20 protein-coding genes and 1 other RNA gene are annotated in these 16584 nt (G+C 46.5%); 5 read left to right on the forward strand and 16 right to left on the reverse strand.

The window, feature by feature from the left end; translation table 11 throughout:
* Positions 1-2 precede the first annotated feature (2 nt).
* Positions 3-1826, forward strand: a complete 1824-nt coding sequence (gene fliD, locus T2812B_RS08565; RefSeq protein ID WP_008195645.1) for a flagellar filament capping protein FliD — start codon at positions 3-5, stop codon at positions 1824-1826.
* 190 nt (positions 1827-2016) lie between these two features.
* Positions 2017-3066, forward strand: a complete 1050-nt coding sequence (locus tag T2812B_RS08570) for a BTAD domain-containing putative transcriptional regulator (protein ID WP_008195646.1) — start codon at positions 2017-2019, stop codon at positions 3064-3066.
* A gap of 103 nt (positions 3067-3169) precedes the next feature.
* On the opposite strand, the gene T2812B_RS08575 is transcribed toward T2812B_RS08570, so the two are convergent.
* The 6 genes from T2812B_RS08575 to T2812B_RS08600 are packed head-to-tail and all read right to left on the reverse strand — an operon-like array spanning position 3170 to position 9458.
* Positions 3170-4273 carry a hypothetical protein gene (locus tag T2812B_RS08575; RefSeq protein ID WP_008195647.1) on the reverse strand — a complete coding sequence of 368 codons (1104 nt, stop codon included), beginning with the start codon at positions 4271-4273 and terminating at the stop codon, positions 3170-3172.
* Positions 4274-4275: 2 nt separating this feature from the next.
* On the reverse strand, positions 4276-5439 hold the full coding sequence (locus tag T2812B_RS08580) for a type II secretion system protein GspD (protein ID WP_008195649.1): 1164 nt from the start codon (positions 5437-5439) through the stop codon (positions 4276-4278).
* Entirely contained in the window at positions 5436-7067 is a 1632-nt protein-coding gene (locus T2812B_RS08585; RefSeq protein WP_038051084.1) for a hypothetical protein, read from the reverse strand. Before T2812B_RS08585 ends, T2812B_RS08580 begins: the two co-directional genes overlap by 4 nt.
* A gap of 59 nt (positions 7068-7126) precedes the next feature.
* Complete coding sequence (locus tag T2812B_RS08590; RefSeq protein WP_008195652.1) at positions 7127-7777, reverse strand: hypothetical protein; 651 nt, start codon at positions 7775-7777, stop codon at positions 7127-7129.
* A 44-nt stretch (positions 7778-7821) separates the two neighbouring features.
* A complete protein-coding gene (locus T2812B_RS08595; RefSeq protein ID WP_008195654.1) occupies positions 7822-8499 on the reverse strand; it encodes a hypothetical protein in 678 nt (225 codons plus the stop codon).
* A gap of 23 nt (positions 8500-8522) precedes the next feature.
* Positions 8523-9458 (reverse strand): hypothetical protein, encoded by a 936-nt coding sequence (locus T2812B_RS08600; protein ID WP_008195656.1) that lies wholly within the window; start codon positions 9456-9458, stop codon positions 8523-8525.
* Positions 9459-9587: 129 nt separating this feature from the next.
* Between T2812B_RS08600 and T2812B_RS08605 the strand changes: the two genes are divergently transcribed.
* The 3 genes from T2812B_RS08605 (at position 9588) to T2812B_RS08610 (ending at position 10609) form a co-directional block, all read left to right on the forward strand.
* On the forward strand, positions 9588-9857 hold the full coding sequence (locus T2812B_RS08605) for a cupin domain-containing protein (RefSeq protein ID WP_008195658.1): 270 nt from the start codon (positions 9588-9590) through the stop codon (positions 9855-9857).
* A 40-nt stretch (positions 9858-9897) separates the two neighbouring features.
* Positions 9898-10163: signal recognition particle sRNA large type (gene ffs / locus T2812B_RS09610), an RNA gene on the forward strand.
* Positions 10163-10609, forward strand: coding sequence for a hypothetical protein (locus T2812B_RS08610; protein ID WP_008195660.1), 447 nt, complete (start codon positions 10163-10165; stop codon positions 10607-10609). The genes ffs and T2812B_RS08610 overlap by 1 nt, the downstream gene beginning before the upstream one ends.
* Here T2812B_RS08610 and T2812B_RS08615 read toward each other — a convergent pair.
* From T2812B_RS08615 to yfcE, 10 genes are read right to left on the reverse strand one after another with little or no spacing between them, the layout of a single operon-like run.
* Positions 10601-11203 carry a Na(+)/H(+) antiporter subunit B gene (locus T2812B_RS08615; protein ID WP_008195661.1) on the reverse strand — a complete coding sequence of 201 codons (603 nt, stop codon included), beginning with the start codon at positions 11201-11203 and terminating at the stop codon, positions 10601-10603. The two genes, T2812B_RS08610 and T2812B_RS08615, sit on opposite strands and share 9 nt — an antisense overlap.
* A complete protein-coding gene (locus T2812B_RS08620) occupies positions 11200-11868 on the reverse strand; it encodes a Na(+)/H(+) antiporter subunit B (RefSeq protein ID WP_008195664.1) in 669 nt (222 codons plus the stop codon). The genes T2812B_RS08615 and T2812B_RS08620 overlap by 4 nt, the downstream gene beginning before the upstream one ends.
* Positions 11865-12101, reverse strand: coding sequence for a monovalent cation/H(+) antiporter subunit G (locus T2812B_RS08625; protein ID WP_008195665.1), 237 nt, complete (start codon positions 12099-12101; stop codon positions 11865-11867). The genes T2812B_RS08620 and T2812B_RS08625 overlap by 4 nt, the downstream gene beginning before the upstream one ends.
* Positions 12098-12340 carry a hypothetical protein gene (locus T2812B_RS08630; RefSeq protein WP_008195666.1) on the reverse strand — a complete coding sequence of 81 codons (243 nt, stop codon included), beginning with the start codon at positions 12338-12340 and terminating at the stop codon, positions 12098-12100. Before T2812B_RS08630 ends, T2812B_RS08625 begins: the two co-directional genes overlap by 4 nt.
* Positions 12337-12708 (reverse strand): Na+/H+ antiporter subunit E, encoded by a 372-nt coding sequence (locus T2812B_RS08635; protein ID WP_008195667.1) that lies wholly within the window; start codon positions 12706-12708, stop codon positions 12337-12339. The genes T2812B_RS08630 and T2812B_RS08635 overlap by 4 nt, the downstream gene beginning before the upstream one ends.
* The gene (locus T2812B_RS08640; protein WP_008195668.1) at positions 12687-14048 is read right to left on the reverse strand and encodes a cation:proton antiporter; all 1362 of its coding nucleotides are present in this window, start codon (positions 14046-14048) and stop codon (positions 12687-12689) included. The genes T2812B_RS08635 and T2812B_RS08640 overlap by 22 nt, the downstream gene beginning before the upstream one ends.
* Entirely contained in the window at positions 14045-14377 is a 333-nt protein-coding gene (locus T2812B_RS08645) for a sodium:proton antiporter (protein ID WP_081502028.1), read from the reverse strand. The genes T2812B_RS08640 and T2812B_RS08645 overlap by 4 nt, the downstream gene beginning before the upstream one ends.
* Positions 14362-15315 (reverse strand): elongator complex protein 3, encoded by a 954-nt coding sequence (locus T2812B_RS08650; protein WP_008195670.1) that lies wholly within the window; start codon positions 15313-15315, stop codon positions 14362-14364. The genes T2812B_RS08645 and T2812B_RS08650 overlap by 16 nt, the downstream gene beginning before the upstream one ends.
* Positions 15312-16034 carry a ribonuclease III gene (rnc, locus tag T2812B_RS08655; RefSeq protein ID WP_008195672.1) on the reverse strand — a complete coding sequence of 241 codons (723 nt, stop codon included), beginning with the start codon at positions 16032-16034 and terminating at the stop codon, positions 15312-15314. Before rnc ends, T2812B_RS08650 begins: the two co-directional genes overlap by 4 nt.
* A complete protein-coding gene (yfcE, locus tag T2812B_RS08660) occupies positions 16021-16584 on the reverse strand; it encodes a phosphodiesterase (RefSeq protein WP_004080337.1) in 564 nt (187 codons plus the stop codon). Before yfcE ends, rnc begins: the two co-directional genes overlap by 14 nt.

Genomic DNA, 16584 nt, shown 5'->3' on the forward strand with positions numbered 1-16584 from the left:
GTATGGACCTGAGTAAAATAGCGAGCACCATAAATATGAGATATTACTCACAGCTGGGTGGTTTCCAGGTGGGGGGAGCTGTCAGCGGACTCGACACCCAGTCCATCATAAACGCTATTCTCGAAGCAGAAAGCCAGCCGCTTCAGAATCTTACAGAAAAGTACGAAAAGTACGAGCTCATGCAAAAAGCTTACACAGAAGTGAAGACCAAACTCAGAGAATTCAGAGATCTGGTCTACAGTTTCAAACTCCAGAGTACCGTTGTCCAGAAAACAGCCGTTTCTTCCAGCTCTCTTCTTTCAGCTGAGGCTTCCTCTGTAGCCGTCACGGGTGTATACCATGTGAAGATCGTTCAGACTGCAACTTACACCACACTAGTCGGAGCGAGTGAAGTTGTTCCACCTCCCGATTCAACGAAGACGTTTGCGGAACTCGATTACATGTACACACCCCAGGAAGGAACTGTGAGACTGTACAACAACGAAACGGGAAACTATGTGGACGTCCAGGTTCTCTCCACAGATACCATAGACGATATTGTCAGCAAGTTAAACAGCGCTCTTTCTTCTGCTGGAATAACAGGAAGTGTCAGCTACAATACCAACACCGGCAAGCTCAGCATCACTTCCGATAAGAATTTCTCCCTCGTTGACATCACAGGAAACTTCACGAAGGTATTTCATCTGGATGAAGCCAGTCTGAACTACAGTGGAGGAAATTATTCTCTCACCAGCACCGCCTCTGTGAGCGGACTTTCCACAGCGAAAACTCTTCAGCAGATTGCCACGTACACTTCAAAGACCATAATAAGCGGAAAGGTGAAGATAAACGGTGTGGAGATAGATGTTGATCAGAACGACACACTATCTTCTCTTATAGAGAAGATAAACGACAGCGAAGCCGGGGTTACCGCCAGTTATGATTATCATGCGAACAGAATTGTGATCACTTCAAAAACGTCTGGTCCCGAGGCCATCACTCTGGAAGACACGGACGGTACCGGTTTGTTCTCGCTTCTTGGAATAGAAAATCACAGTCTCTATGTGGGTCAGAAGGCTCATCTTCAGATCAGCATGGACGGCACGAACTGGGTGGATGTGTATTCAGATACGAACGACGTGGAGTACAACGGTGTCACTTTCCACATCTCTGGAATGACATCCGAGACGATCACCGTTGATGTGAGAGTCGACACGGATGCGATAGTTGAAAAGATAAAAGAATTCGTGGATAAATGGAACGAAACGATGGATTATCTGAACGAAAAGCTCACAGAAGAGCCGATAACCGATAAATCCGAAGAAGAGATGACAGAAGAAGAGAAGATGAAAGGGGTTCTGAAAGGAGACGATCTGTTAGAAGAGATCTTCTCTCGTCTCAGAGGATTCATCACGTATAAAGCTGAAGGAGACATAAACTACCTCTGGGAACTTGGGATCAGCACAGGAGACATAGGAACCGGATACGAGAACATGATGAAGGGTCATCTCGAAGTGGATGAGGAGAAACTGAGACAGATAGTGGAAGAGGATCCGGACAAGGTGTGGGAATTCTTTGGTGGGGAGAACGGTTTTGCCACACAGCTCGACGATTATCTGTGGGAACTGGTGAAATTCAACGGTAGAATCGACCAGGTCGCGGGAATAAGCGGTCGAATAGAAAGAGAACAGAGATTCCTCGCCACACAGATAGCGAGCTGGATTGAAAGGCTCTCCAAGAGAGAACAGGAACTCTGGAGGAAGTTTTCGGCCATGGAGGAAGTGATCTCTCAGCTTCAGTCCCAGGGAAGCTGGATCTCTCAGGCGTTGCAAAGTAATAATAAGTGATTTTTTTTTGTATGACTTTCGATTTAAAAATCGATCTTTTTAAACGAAGAGCAACCTCTTGAAGGTTGCTCTTTTTGTTTTCTAGTTACTTTGATTATTTGACTGGTACAATAGAGGCATCTATGATATAATGATAGTAAAATAACTCTAAAAAATTTCAAATTATTTTAAATAGATGGGAGGGGGGATTATGAGCATTTTTGTGAAAACCTTTGGCGGGACAAGGGTTATCAAAGACAATGATATCGTGAACGCAAGAGACTGGCCATCACAAAAAGCGTTTGCCCTGTTCAGGTATCTCATTTTCAGAAGGAACGAAGAAGTGTCCGTCGAAGAGATCTACAACCTCTTTTGGGAAGACATGGACGACACATTCGCGAAATCCAATCTGAACACCACACTCCATATCATAAGGAAAACTACCGGAATAACGAGCGAAGAACTCTTTGTGAAGGGAGACCTCTGCTGTTTCTTCCCGGGAGGTGAAATCACCATAGACGCAGATATTTTCGAAGAGTGTCACAGAAATCTGATGAAAGCCACATCAGATGCTGAACGTGAAAAACTCCTTAAGAGGATGTTCGAGATTTACACAGGACCATTTCTAGTCGAAGACATTTTCGCAGAATGGGTGCAGGAAATCAGAGAAATCTACGAATCGTGGTACTCAGATGTTCTAAAAGAGCTCTTCAAGTTGTATCTATCGAAAAAAGATTACGACGCCGCTCTCGAGATGGTAAACGCTTATTTTCAGAGAGAGCCTTACGACGAGGATATGTACTACAGAGCCATTGAAGTTCTTTTGAAAAAGGGTGATATCACAAGGGCAAAACGTGTATACGACAAGCTCTCGAGTCATCTTATGGAGATAGGGATCAAGCCTCGATTGAAATTCGATGACTTTCTCTCCAAAAGAGATTCAGAATTCATGCTGAACGGTAACAAAGCAGTGGTGGTCGATGAAAAGCTCTTTGAAAGATTCCTCTTTCTGGAGAGTCGAAGAAGAGAAAAATCCTTTGTCCTCGTCGAGGTGAAACTGACAGATAAGAGTATCAGCACTGAAGATGTTTCCCAAAGGGTAGCATCTCAGCTTCGAAAGGGAGACGTGATTACCTTCTCAGGTGAAACTATCCGAATTCTCTTCCACTGTCCCGAACAGCGTCGTCCAACAATGGAAAAACGTGTGGTAGACGCTCTTGAGAAAGTTGGAGTGAAGAAAGGTCAGTACGAAATTTCCTGAAAACACAGATCAAAAAATAGCGCCGCTGCCTCGCATTTGAAGCAGCGACGCTCAAAGAAATGTGGTTAATGAATGTATCGGGAGAAATGGGGATAGAGAAGGATCAAAATGAGTACCTCACCCCAACGAAAATCTTGTAGTTTGTAGAGTCATATGTTACTCCTAAAAGAACAGTTATATTCTTGCTAAGATCGTACCCTGCACTTAATGACACTTCCCACGGCGTTTCCTCGAGTGTCCAGTGACTTCTGAAAGAAAGGCTCACAGAAAATCTGCTGAGTTTCAGATCCCCCCTACCCCACCAGAGTATTCCAGAGAATTTTGTGAAATCGAAGAGTGCGTACACACCGGCTGAAAGTGAAAGGTTTCCCACACTGGTACGATCTGAAAATCCTACTCCCAAATATCTGAACCGCCAGTAGATGGCCCCGAGTTTCAATTCTTCTCCAAACAGTTTCGTTTCTATGAAAAGTCCATCGGGAAAAGAAGCGGAAAAATGGATGTTTTTGTTCAACCAGAGACTTATTCTGGCTTCTGGATGAGAGGAAAGAAGTATGAAACTCTCTTCAGATCTTTCTTCTTCTTTACCCATGAACTCCTCAAGTCCAGAAACATTTCCCGCAACGAAGACCTTTTCTTCAGGAGGTTTTTCTACAACGAGAGCCCTGCAGAAAACGATCATCCTGTGTTCTTTCTCGTCCGTTTTGAAATTGGAGTAGGCTATCGGCTGGAAATCTTCCTGGGAGATCCAGAGTTTTGTTCGAAGATGCGCACCATCCAGTTTCATTTCGATATCAGATAGAACGCTTTTTTTATCCAACTGCTGTGGTGTTATCGAAAGGTACATCTCCTGGACCGTTGTCATTCCCTGTGTTGCTGTAAGGATCTCCTCCCTTCCTATACGTACAACGGCAGGTTTCCCGAGGACAGTGAGGATCCAGGGTTTTGAAAGAATTCTGTAGGAATCGCGTATCACGGGAAATTTCATCTTTATAGAGAGTGGAAAAAGCTTCAACTCTACCGTATCACTCGAGTAGTGTATCGAACCCTCGCTGGACTCATCGGTACTGAGATAGAGCTCCTCCAGAGAAACACCGGTTCCAGTGCTTTTTTTCACCTCTGCCATCACGAACTGGTACATGATCATGGGCTCTGAGAACACCGTTGCAACAGCGAGAATCAGAAAGATCATCAGCGACCATTTCATGATCACTCACTTCCCTGGATTTCCGCCTTGATGAATATGTAGAGTTCTTTTTGGGAATCTTTTTTCGTCGTACCACCGAAGAGGTATCTTATGAGTGGAATCTTGTTCAGTATGGGCACTCCGGAGCTGGTCTGGGCGCTGTCTTCGATGGTGGCACCGGAGATCACAACGGTTTGTCCGTTTTTCAGGAGAAGTGTTGTAGAGAGTTCGTTCTGTTTTACGGCAAATGTTCCGAGTTTTTCTCCCGCGAAGTGACTGACCTTTGGCGAGAGTGTGAGTTCGAGTTCTTCTTTGTCCATCACACGTGGTTGAATGTCGATACTCACTCCAACGTCTATGGACTCGATCCTGCTCACCGCTCCCTCAGCCTCAAGGAGAACCACCTGTCTTTCTCCCAAGAAGAGAGAAGCCTTTTCTCCACTCTTCACGATGATCCAGGGGTCTGCTGTGATCTTTGCTTTCTGATTCTCTTCGAGAAGTTTCAGCTTCGCTAGGATCTGACCAAAGACATCCGTCTGAATATTGATGAGTCCTGTTACCAGACCGAGAGTAGCCGCCCAGTTCTCGTTGAATTCCTGATCAGAACCGAAGGAGTAATCTAAACTGTTCAATCCCAGCTCGTTCGAGTAATCTTTGGAAACTTCTGTGACGATCACGCTGATCTTCACCTGTGGTATCGGGATGTCTATCTTCTTGAGATCTTCCTCGAACTCCTGCGTGATCTCTTCAGGTGCTGTGATGGTTACCATGTTGTTCTTCTCGTTGAATTTGACGTAACTCCTGTAAACTGCTGGTAGAAGTTCCTGGGCGTCGGCTGTGGTTATGTATTTCAGCTTGTAGGTCTTTGTAACTGCAAGGTATCTGAATGCGGGATTCGCCGGGTCCGGTGATCCCACAAAATAAAAGCCATCCATCTTTTTGAAAACGTATCCTCCAGGCATGAGGATCATCTTCAGTGCTTGCTCTAAGGGTACTTCGTTGAGTTCCATAGTGATGAAACCAGTCACGGTTGTGTCCGCTATGATCGGGATTCCTGTCTGTGCAGATATATCAGCGAGGGCATCCAGAATATAGGTATCCTGGAATATGTTGCTCACTAAGGGTTCCTCCTGTGCCACCATCGCCGCTGTTATCAACACAAATAAAGCGAAACCGAGTTTTCTCATTCCCCATTCCTCCCTTCCATCCGGAAAGACTTTCTCAAAACGATCGGTGCCCTACCGTAGTCGCACCTCGCGAGCAGTTCGTACTGTCCCTCTTCCAACACAACTGGTATGAAGATGCTGAAGATCCTCTTCGTTCCTGGAAGCACAGGATTCGTTGACGAGAACTCTTCCTGAATGAGACTTTCCACTTTCTTCGGTATTATGAGACCTTCGTCCGTCACCTGCTGAGACGTGATCCTGTTCAAACCGAAAGTGATCTTTGGCAGAAGATGATAGTTCCCCGTGTTCTCAAAGACGATGTCCGCGTAAATACCATCTTCCTTCACGGTGTAAACCAGATCGGCGCTTGCTTCTTTAGTTATATCTTCGTCTCTTCCAGCGAACACAAGAAGATTTGCCCCCACTTCCGTCTGTAAATCGCCTTCTGTTTTGAAGACCACATCCGCGTAGTAACCTCCCGTGAAATCTTTTGGAATTCTCACGGCGACACGTACGTTCCTGGACTGTCCAGGTCTCAAGCTGAAAGAAGATGGAGTGAGGTTGATCCAGTCAGGAGGAGTACCCCTTTCTTCTTCCGGAAGGATCTCTCCGTAGAGGTCGTAAACCAGAGGCAAGATCTTTCCTTCCACCTGAAGGGTTTCTTCTCCCAGATTCGATACTTTCACTATCGATGATCGGTAAGATCCTGGAACAGCTTTGATTTCGATGTCTGCTGGATCTACTGTGATCATCACAGGATTTGCTTCCTTCTTCCCTTCTTCGGTTTCCACTTTTTCTGAAGTTACTGTGAAGGTGGTCTCTGCCACGATCGGTCTTCTTCCACCGTAATCGACAACGGCTCTTGCGACGTATTCTCCGGGAGGGAAGAATCTTCTTGTGATCGTTCTCATATTAACCGTGCTGTCGGGGAGAACAATACCTCTTCCCCCACCAAGCGGCATCTTCGCTATTGTTCGACCTTCTTTTGTCTTTATCGTGAGTGTGCCTTTCGCGACGATGTGAACGTTGCTCTTGTTCAAAACACCGAGCGTGAAGACAAGGGCACCGTTTCCAATCTGCATCCTTATTGAAGGAATGTCATCTGATCTTTCCACTTTGAAGTAAGCGGGAAATGCTTCCACCCTCTGACTTGTTCCGGAGACAACAACTTCTAAAAAACTCGCCATCCTGTATTTGAATTCGATCTCACCATATGCTCCCTCTTCAGCGGGTCGTTGTGTCTCCTGCGATTGAGGTGTTTGGATTTCAAAGGTAACAGCACCGTAGAGTCCTCCAGAAGCACCCCTTGGAACGTTCACCGTGACGATGATCGTTTTGGTTTCTTGGGGAGGAACGGTGATCGTGTCGGGTTCCACCTTCACCCATCTTGCGATTGAATATTTTGTGCTTCCCGGCTGTTTCAGGTCGTACGCTCCATCCTCAGTTTCTGTTATGTCCATCACCATCGCTTTCAGTGTGATGGATTCGAATTCGCTGTCGTTCTCCAGGAAAATTTCGTAGCTGAAACTCGTTCCCGGGTTCACGGTTTTACTCACCACAATGGGATCCATTCGAACGGAGATACCCTGCGCGAGAAAAACACTACTCATCAGAATCAGAACAATTAAACTTATCCTTCTCATCCCCATCACTCTCCCATAAAAAATAAAAGGCGAGGGAAGCCCCTCGCCTTCCTTTTTTGAAAGATTTATCTCTGTCTGTTCACGTATTCTTCAAGATCTTCCACGTAGTTTCCTTCCTCGTCGATCCAAGGTTTCTGGTTTTTAAGCGTGAGTATAATTGTGCCGCTATCTCTGTAAGTGGATGCACTGTTGCACCTTTCAACATGAATTCTATTCCAGAGTTTGTAGGTCGCACCGTTATGGAGAATTTGGCTGTCAGGTACCAGTAGGGTCACGTCGTTGAGATTTGGAGCGGGTGTCCATATATATTCTGGTATGGGAAGCTGTGGCCCGAACGCGTAGTCCACTTCGATCGTGTCGTCAACACTTGTACCCGTTGCGTATTTCAAGTGATCAAATCCACTGAATCTGATCTCAAGATCGCTGTTGCTCTGAAGAGTTGCTGTTATACAGTTGGCAACGTAGATTCCAGGTTTTCTCACAAACCAGGTCCACTTCGTTCCTGTGAGGCTCCATTTCACCCATTGGGCAACCTGAACTTCCAAAGTCATGGGAATTTCCCATACATGCCTGTTACAACTTCCGCTCATTCCTTCACTGATAAACGCTCTTGCGTTGTCAGTATTACCCTCGTATGCGTAAACCGGTACTTCTTGCTGGGCAAAAAACAAAGAACCCACTATCAAAACCATCGTTATCAACAGAAGTCTTCTCATATCAATCCCCTCCTCAATTGTTCGCGATGTAACACTTTACCAACTTACCTTTCGTTGGTCACGTAATTTTCCAGATTTTCTACGTAGTTTCCTTCTTCGTCGATCCATGGTTTCTGATTCTGAAGTGTGAGATAGATATACCCGGTGTCCCTGTAGGTAGATGCGCTGTTACATTCAACTACCTTGATCCTGTTCCACAGATAGAAGGTCATACCATTGTGGAGTTCCTGGCTGTCTGTCAGCGTGTAGGAAAGATTGTTCACCTCAGGTGCTCTTACCCAGCTTTCAGGATCTGGTATTCCTTCATCGATCATAACGGTGTAGTACGCTTCAATCTCCGGGTTGACACTGCTTGTTCCTGTGTAGGTTGGGTCATCAAAGCCGCTGAAAGTCACCAAAACATCTCCATTGCTGGCAACGGTCCCCACGATAGCGTTTGCGTAGTAGTCTCCAGGTTTTCTCACAAACCAGGTCCATTTCGTTGCGTTCAGACTCCACTCGAGCCATTGAGCAACCTGAACCTCTGTTGTGAATTCAATCTGCCACTCAGGTTTGTTACAAGATCCATCCTTAGGGAACGCACTAAAAGCTCTTGCCAGATCGTTTGTTGCTGGCAGGTTGATATACTGGCCATCCTCGTACTTCCAAACTTCGAGTGGTGTCTGTGCCAGTACAAAAGAAAACAGTGCTCCCATAAGAACTAACCAAAGTAACTTTCTCATACAAACCCCTCCTTCTACTCACCTTATGGTGAGGTATCGACGTACAGTTTAGAGTTGTTGATGGTGAAGGTTATAACGCCCGCGCTGGTGTAGATGTTCGTTGACAGAGTCTTTGGAACATTGATTTTTTGCCACAGAGAAAATCTGTCTTCCAGAAAACTGAGGTCATCAAACCACTCTGTGGGAATCTCGTCACCATAGGCCACTTTCAGATCCACACTATCTTTTTCGTTCGAAGGATCGGGAAAATTCACGTAGATTGAAAGGTATGTGTTTGCTTCAACTTCCAGCACTTTCGCGACGTACACGCCGGGTTTCTTCACAAACCAAGTGACCTTTGTACCGCTCAGATGGATCTCTAGGCACTGCGAGAACCTTCCTCCCCATGCGGTTTCTTCTCTCCCACTGCTGCTACTCACAACTCCATGAAGGAGAATGTAGTATTTGTTGTTCAACCTGTTCAACCTGGTGAAACTGTTCTGGAAGAGAAAAGAGAGAGGAACTTTGAAGATGTAGATGCTCACGGGTGGGTCAAACTCTTCCTTGAACGGAAACTGACCAGGCGCTTGATTCCCATCGGGCTCTTCGGAAAGAACGTTGAGGTGTGTTTCTTCCAGATTCCACTCATCGCTGATATCCACTCTGACGTAGAGATATTCTGAATCGTTCCAGACGGTGACGGTTCCCACCACCGTGTCCTGACCTGCCCAGAAGCTGAAAAGTTTCTCCCCATCTCCCAGTTCGTATTCCATGTAGTAATACCACTGACCCTTTCCACGATAAGAGTTCATTTCAACAACACTCCCTGTGGTTTGTCTCTGAGCAGATGGGAGAACGAACACGTCTTCCTTGATCTCTTTTTCCCATCTTCTGAGTTCTTTGTTATACTTGTATATCGTTGTAGAAAAAGAAAGAGCGAAAAGAAAAACAATGAAAACTCCCAATCCCCACCTTCTCACGGTACCTCCTCCTACGTTTCAAACTCTATTCAAAAGAATGAAACAGGGTTGAAATTGGAAGAAATTTTCAATGAGTATTTAATGAAAAAACAATAAAAACTGGTAGACTTTTAACGGGAGGTGAGAGGCGTGGAAGTGAAGATAGAAAAGCCCACCCCTGAAAAACTCAAGGAACTCGGTGTGGAGAGATGGCCCATCTGGGAAAAAGAGGTCAGTGAGTTCAACTGGTACTACGACACAAACGAGACCTGCTACATACTGGAAGGCAAGGTGGAAGTCATAACAGAAGATGGAAAAAAGTACGTCATAGAGAAGGGTGACCTTGTCACCTTCCCGAAAGGTTTGAGGTGCAGGTGGAAGGTTATAGAGCCAGTCAGAAAGCACTACAACCTCTTCTGAACTTGAAACCTTCCGGAAAGTGTTGTAGAATACTGATGCACCACGCTAGGCGGGGGGCTGGCGGTCCCCTGTACCCGAAATCCGCCGTACGCGGGGCCGAATTCCCACCCGAGGCTCTTCGGGTCGGGAAACGGCGTGACTCGGGGGCGGTGAAGACCGGGTCCCACGCAACGGGGCCCTGTGAACCTGGTCAGGCCCGGAAGGGAGCAGCCATAAGCAGGTGTCTCCGTGTGCCGTGGGGGAGCCCGGTCGGAGCTTTCCGATCACGCACGCCCCGGTCCGGAGAAGTCGACGGTGGGTGCGTGGTGCATTTTTCTTCTGGCTACTCCCTCGTTGAAACGTTAGCCCTCATGTTCTGCATCTGCACGGTTGTGATGGTAGGTCTTTTCTCCCTGTCTCTTGCCATGAAAACACGCGCCCGCCTCGTTTACGACATCGATCTTCTAACCGACGAATTCTACGCGGTGGATTTTATGAGACACGAATACGAGGTGAAAGCCGCGGCGTCTTCTTCTGTTTCTGTCACATTGAACAGTTTGATTTTTAACGCGAACTACGATAAAAAGAGCGGAAAGATTTCTTACCTTGTGATGTTCAAGGACGGCCTGTACAAAATCGTTCGTTTCGGTCTGAGCGGAGAGGGAAACAACTACCTGATAGAAACAAAAAAGGAAATTCACTTTTCACAGGAAGGGAAGGTATTCTCCGTAACAATAGGAGACACTATCTATGATCTTGGGATCTCAGAGTAGCCCTCTGTGTTTTATGAAGTAGTAGACGATGATCCAGCTACCCAGCATCACTTTCAGGTACACCACCATGTTCGCCGGAACTATGAGGTTTCTTCCCGGGAGTATCAGAACAACGAGGAAAAGAAAAACGATCATGATGAACTTCTCCAGAAAGTACGCTTGCGTTCTTTCGAACTTCCTCTCGAAGTTTTCAAAATCTTCCACCATGGCGATCAGAGCGAGCGCCGTTCCACCCGCAACCCCAGCAGAGAATCCACCGCCTGGACTCACATGGCCTTCGAGGGCAAGGTACAGCGATCCCACGAGGAGAAAGAACGCTATGAATCTGGCGAAGATCCTGATAGTGACGTCCGATATGCCTTTTATCTCCTCTGGAGTAGGAAGGTAGGCCATGTGGAGAGAAACTCCAAGCACTGCGAGCGAGAAAACAAGAACCTCGAAGACAGTATCGTACACCCTGTTCAGAAGGTAGATCTGGGTGATGGGATTTTTCACCACGGGGTTTTCAAAGTTCACTTGAACCTTTTCGAAACTTCCGTTCAACAGAACAACAAAACAAAAAACAACGAAGATGGTGATCCACATCCATTTCATCCGATCTCCTCCCCAAAGTATTTCTTTTTCAATTCTTCTACGAACTCCTTTTCGGTTCTGAGAAATTCTCTGAATCTCATTCTCAATTCCTCGTCCGCGAAAAGAATGTGGTAGCTACCATCTCTGTGTAAAACGTGATTCAACTGCTCGCCTCTGTACACCCTCTCTGTGTACCTCAGCAGATCGAGTTTTTCATCCTCGAGGTAGAAGATCTTTGTTTCCAGATAGCCTTTTCTGTCTTCACTGAACACTCCGCCACAGGCAACATCTACCCTTCCGTTGTTCAAAGCTTCAAGGAGATCTTCCAGAGAAGAAAACTCGACGAACTCTGATCTGTAGTCGTACTTCTCACAGAATCTCTTCAGAAGTTCATATTCGAAACCCATAAACGCCTCTCCCAATTTCTCGAACAGGAGTCTGACAGGTGTGAAACCGATCCTCACTCGATCCCTCGACTTTAGAGCAATCAGATAAACAAGAGTGGTGAGAAGTGCCCCAAGAAGTGCCTCCGCTATGGCCACATCGGGAGAAGAAAAGAGTGTGTACAAAAGAACCGCCAGAACGCTCAAAGCCGTTCTTCCAATGACTGCGTTCAATCTTATCGAGGTGAAGATCGTGTACAGAGAGACAGAGACCATCAGAATCAGTACCAGATTTTCTATCAAGACGATCCCTCCGTGTACATGCGCGCTATAACGTGTGAAACGAAAGGCCCCCATACAAGAAGGAGTACCACCATGAGGATTGTTCTCGAAGCGTCTTCCCAGAAGTTGAGTACGATGAAAAGGGAGCCCATTGTGTCTGAGATTCCTATGAGGTGAATCTTCAGAAAGAAGTCTTTTTTCAAAAGCGAAAGAAGAGTGCCGAGAAACATCAAAACTAAACCGATGTAGATCATCCTCTGTTCCTCCTCAGAAAGTAGGAGAACAGAATAATTCCGCTTCCACCGGCGAGCAGATAGAACACCGCGACATCCCTTGCCTGAGATAGCCCCGGAACGAGGTACGAAAGGGCGTAGATAAAAACACCGACCTTCGTTGAAAGCGACGAAATCCCCAGGAGCTTTTCCCACTGGTTTTTCCCCAGAAGCACCTGAAGAACGCTCAGGATCAACGGAGAAATGAGAAGCCATCTCATGGTTTTCTCTCTCCCACCTGATGGACCACCATATAACCTTCCTCTGAGACGATCACCAGTGTTTTCGGAGTGAGGGTGATAGTGAGTGTTTTTTCGAGTTCCTCCCACTCATCTTTCACCGGAACTTCGTAAGCCTTTTTAGCCTCGTTGTGGAAGAGCAAAACCAGGATCGATTCAAAAACCGCTTTTGGAACGTTGTAGAAGAGTTTCAACACAAGAAAGGGAAACTTCTCAAAGTGGATGGGCCTTGTGAAGATGTACGTGACAACGCTCATCAAGCTTCCAAGTACGATTGTTGTCAGAGTCGCTTTCTGAGACAAAACCATGAAAAAAACGGTTCCCGTTATCACAGCGACAAGAAAAGACAAGCCACCACCCCCAGAAGATAGACCCCGAGCATGGACTCGAAGTCTTCAAGCGGATATTTTTCTATCTTCAAATTCTTGAAGAGAAAATGAACCAGAACCCCCGCACCCATTAAGAGGCAGCTTTCAAGAGCCTTTCCCCAATTTGCAAAGTAGAGTCCTATCGTCAGAGAAGCAATGAACAGAACGAGATTGTACACCCCTGGTAATTTCTTTCTTTTGAATTCAAAAGGTTTCAGAAGAAATTTCCAGAAGGAAGCCGCGGTGCCAACGAAAACAACTTCCATGAAGATCTTCTCCCATCCGTGAAGCTGTTCGAGAACCAGATTCTTCGAAAAACCCGCAAGGCCGGGAAGTCCCATGATCGAAAGACTTGCCAGTGAAAGTGACAGCCACGCCCAGAAATCGAGCCTTTTCCACTTCGTCACATCCCTTTCTGGAAGTTCATCTTTCAAAAGAAAAAGCCAGGATTTAAAAATTCCATGTGCGAGGGCGTAAACTGGGGCTGTAACCGGTGACGCAAGGACGATCCCTATCTGTGAAAGGGTACTGTAAGCAAGAATCCTCTTGTAATCTTTCGAAAGAAAGGCAAACAAAACACCTGAAAGCGCCGAAAAAATGGCAAAGATCTTCACCACATTCCAATTCACCACGTGTTCCAGCCGAACGAGCGCGTACACGGCACTCTTCACAACGACACCGGATAGAACCGCTGAAACGGGTGTTTCTGCCTCCGAATGAACCTGTGGAAGCCACATACTGAAGAGGAACACACCAGCTCTCAAAAGAAGTCCAACCGCAACGAGAGCGGAAGCAAACGAATCAACCTTCAAGATGTCAGAGATCGAGAGTGTGCCGTTTTCCGCGTATAGAACACCGATTCCTATCAGGTACAAATTCATACCAACAGTCCCCAGGATCAGATACTTGAAAGCGGACCAGTACTGAATCTTCTTTTTTCCCTCCACGACGAGAAGGAAGGTAATGAGGGATATCACCTCAACTGTAACGTATATGTTGAAAAGATCGTAACTCACGAACGCAAGGTTCAACGCTCCAAGAAGTATCAGAAGAAGGTTCGAAAGACTGACGTTCAGGTCTTTCGTGAAAACTGCAAGAAGAACCACAGCTGTGAGGATGAGAAAGAAATACGATGTCTGATCTAACAGAAGGTGAACGCCGAAATTTCCGGTCAAAACAAGATCGAAACGATATCCTAAAAGCATCATCGTGACTACGAAAAGAAGATTCACCAGTGTTGCCCACCAAGGAACTTTCCTCTTCAAGAAGAAAAAGACAATCCCAAGCGATACAATGAGGAAATTGTAAACGAGAAAGATCACTCTTTCTTTCCCCCTTCTCTGTCGAGCCTGTCGGAAGAGACCGAAGAGTACTTGGAAGCGATCACGCTCGCAGTGGTGACAAGGAGCGCTACGGTGGCGAACCCTATCACTATCGATGTGATGATCAGAGCCTGTGGGACAGGGTCGGCCGAGTTCTGTTGAAACGGTATCGGAACAGCTTCCCCCTGCTTTCTGGAGATGAGGACAAAGAAGCTGACAACACCCGTTCCCATGATATCTAGCGAGATGATTTTCTTTATCAGATCTCTGTTGATCAGAACTCCTAACAGCCCAATCAGGACAAGAAGAAGGGTCAACCGTTCAGCCACCTCTCGACCACCTCTTTTCCGGTAAAGAAGAGAGCGTCCGCGTAAGAAAGGTCATCGAATCTGAATTCATCTCCTACTTCTACTTTTGCTTCTTCGAACCAGACGAGGTAATTCTTCGGAACAACAATTCTCGATGGTTTCAAACTTTCAATTACCTTCTTCATCGTTGTTTTCCTCACCCTGTCACCGAGAGATGGATCGAGGGGACCCGCGACCACGTACTTTCGCAGCTCAACGGGAACGTGATATCCTATTCTGATCACTTTTGTCCCCCAGCCCTCAAAAATGCAGACGAGATCAGAACAGATATCTACCGCTTCTTCGACATTCAAAGGTGTGTACTCTCCCTCTTCCATCATCCTGTGGAGTTCTGTCCCTTCGAAAACGAGTGTCGGGTGTATTCTCACCATATCCGCTCCACATTCTACGGTCCTCAGCGCGGACAGAATTTCCCCTCTTCGATCACTTCCCGGAAGTCCTACCATCAGATGAACACTGAGAACAAATCCGTTCTTCTTGATGAGTTTGCAGGCTCTCTCAGCTTCTTCGGAGGTGTAACCTCTCTTCGACCTCTCGAGCACCTCATCCAAGAAAGACTGTACTCCTATTTCGATCACGTTCACACCGTATTTCTTCAGAATCTTCAGTTTTCTTTCGTTTATCTCGTCCGGGCGCGTCGAGACTCTGATCGACTTCACCACAGGGAATCTCTTCACGAATCTCAGGTACTCTTCCATCTTTTCCTCTGAAAGACCGGTGAACGATCCTCCGTAGAATCCCAGTTCGTATTCATTCGACGTTCTGGAGTACTCTTCTATGATTCGTGCAATATCATCAAGAGACGGGACTTTTGCCTGTCCCGTGGCTTTTATCTGGTCACAGAAGACGCACCTTTTCTTACAACCCGCGTATGGAAGAAAAACGGGAATTATCTTCATGATCTCTCCTTCAAAAGCTTTTCGTAGGCGATTCTTGCGGCCTCTTTTTCCGCTTCTTTCTTTGTTCTACCCTTGCCTGTGGCGATGGTCTTCCCATCCACCCTCACTTCCACAACAAAAATCCTGTCACCATCGTTTTTTTCTGTTCTCACCAGTACATATTCTGGTGGCACTTTGTGTTCGCTCTGAACTATTTCCTGGAGAGCCGTTTTGTAGTCGAAGAGCATTTCACCCTTCATGATTTTTTCTATGTAGAACTCGAATTCCTGCTCAAATAGCTCCTTTATCTTCTCATAGCCCTGATCGAGGTATATGGCAGCCAGAAGCGCTTCGAACGCGTCGGCGAGTATGGAATCTCTATCACGTCCACCAGTTTTTTCCTCTCCCTTTCCAAGAAACAAGAATTTGCCAAGATTCATCTTCCTGGAAACCATGGCGAGAACTTCTTCGCTCGCCGCTGCGGATTTCACCCGGGCCAGGTCTCCCACTTCCGCTTCTGGATACTTTTTGTATAGTATTTCGCACACGAAGAGTTCTAGAACGGCGTCCCCCAGAAACTCCAGCTTTTCGTTCGATTCCACGTCCTTTCTTCCCGCTTGATTTTGCTCGTTCGCGTAAGAACTGTGACACAGAGCCCGAAAGAGAAGTTCTTCGTTCTTGAAGTTGATTCCAGTTTCTTTCTGAAACTCCTCCACGATCTTTCTCTCACTCTCGTTCAACGAGCATCACCTCTTTCAAAACATCACCTTCCAGCGAGCAGAGGTAGAATTTTTTCTCATCCATATCGATGATACCAAAAGTCGGACCGGCCTCAGATTTTGGAAGAGAAACCGATCCCGGATTCAAAAGCAGCACCCCTTCGCACCTTTCTGCCAGAGGAACGTGAGTGTGACCGAAAAGAACTACACTGCATCCATGAGCCTGTGCCAGGCTCACAGGATCTCCTCCTTCGTATTCGAACTGGTCGCCGTGAACAAGGAGTATCTTCACATCTCCCAGGAATTCCATCCCGATCCTGGGCATTTCCGGAATTTCCAGAACCCTTATGTCCACATCCGCATCACAATTTCCGCGTATGTACTTCACACGGTGTTTCTTCAAAAGTGATGCGAGTTCCTTTGGACTGTATCCCTCGGGAAGCGGATTTCTGGGGCCGTGGTAGAGAACATCACCAAGATGCCAGATTTCATCGAAATTCCCCGCACTTTTCAAAGCTTTCTCTGTGCAAGAAAGTGAACCGTGGGTATCCGAGATCACAAGAATTCTCAA

The organism is Thermotoga sp. 2812B (assembly GCF_000789335.1).
Classification (GTDB): Bacteria; Thermotogota; Thermotogae; order Thermotogales; family Thermotogaceae; genus Thermotoga; species Thermotoga maritima.

Bases quoted from the DNA above. Each gene is read 5' to 3' on its own strand.
- fliD (WP_008195645.1), top strand. From the start codon at position 3: ATGGACCTGAGTAAAATAGCGAGCACCATAAATATGAGATATTACTCA.
- T2812B_RS08570 (WP_008195646.1), top strand. From the start codon at position 2,017: ATGAGCATTTTTGTGAAAACCTTTGGCGGGACAAGGGTTATCAAAGAC.
- T2812B_RS08575 (WP_008195647.1), bottom strand. From the start codon at position 4,273: ATGAAATGGTCGCTGATGATCTTTCTGATTCTCGCTGTTGCAACGGTG.
- T2812B_RS08580 (WP_008195649.1), bottom strand. From the start codon at position 5,439: ATGAGAAAACTCGGTTTCGCTTTATTTGTGTTGATAACAGCGGCGATG.
- T2812B_RS08585 (WP_038051084.1), bottom strand. From the start codon at position 7,067: ATGGGGATGAGAAGGATAAGTTTAATTGTTCTGATTCTGATGAGTAGT.
- T2812B_RS08590 (WP_008195652.1), bottom strand. From the start codon at position 7,777: ATGAGAAGACTTCTGTTGATAACGATGGTTTTGATAGTGGGTTCTTTG.
- T2812B_RS08595 (WP_008195654.1), bottom strand. From the start codon at position 8,499: ATGAGAAAGTTACTTTGGTTAGTTCTTATGGGAGCACTGTTTTCTTTT.
- T2812B_RS08615 (WP_008195661.1), bottom strand. From the start codon at position 11,203: ATGAAATGGATGTGGATCACCATCTTCGTTGTTTTTTGTTTTGTTGTT.
- T2812B_RS08625 (WP_008195665.1), bottom strand. From the start codon at position 12,101: ATGATCTACATCGGTTTAGTTTTGATGTTTCTCGGCACTCTTCTTTCG.
- T2812B_RS08630 (WP_008195666.1), bottom strand. From the start codon at position 12,340: ATGAGATGGCTTCTCATTTCTCCGTTGATCCTGAGCGTTCTTCAGGTG.
- T2812B_RS08650 (WP_008195670.1), bottom strand. From the start codon at position 15,315: ATGAAGATAATTCCCGTTTTTCTTCCATACGCGGGTTGTAAGAAAAGG.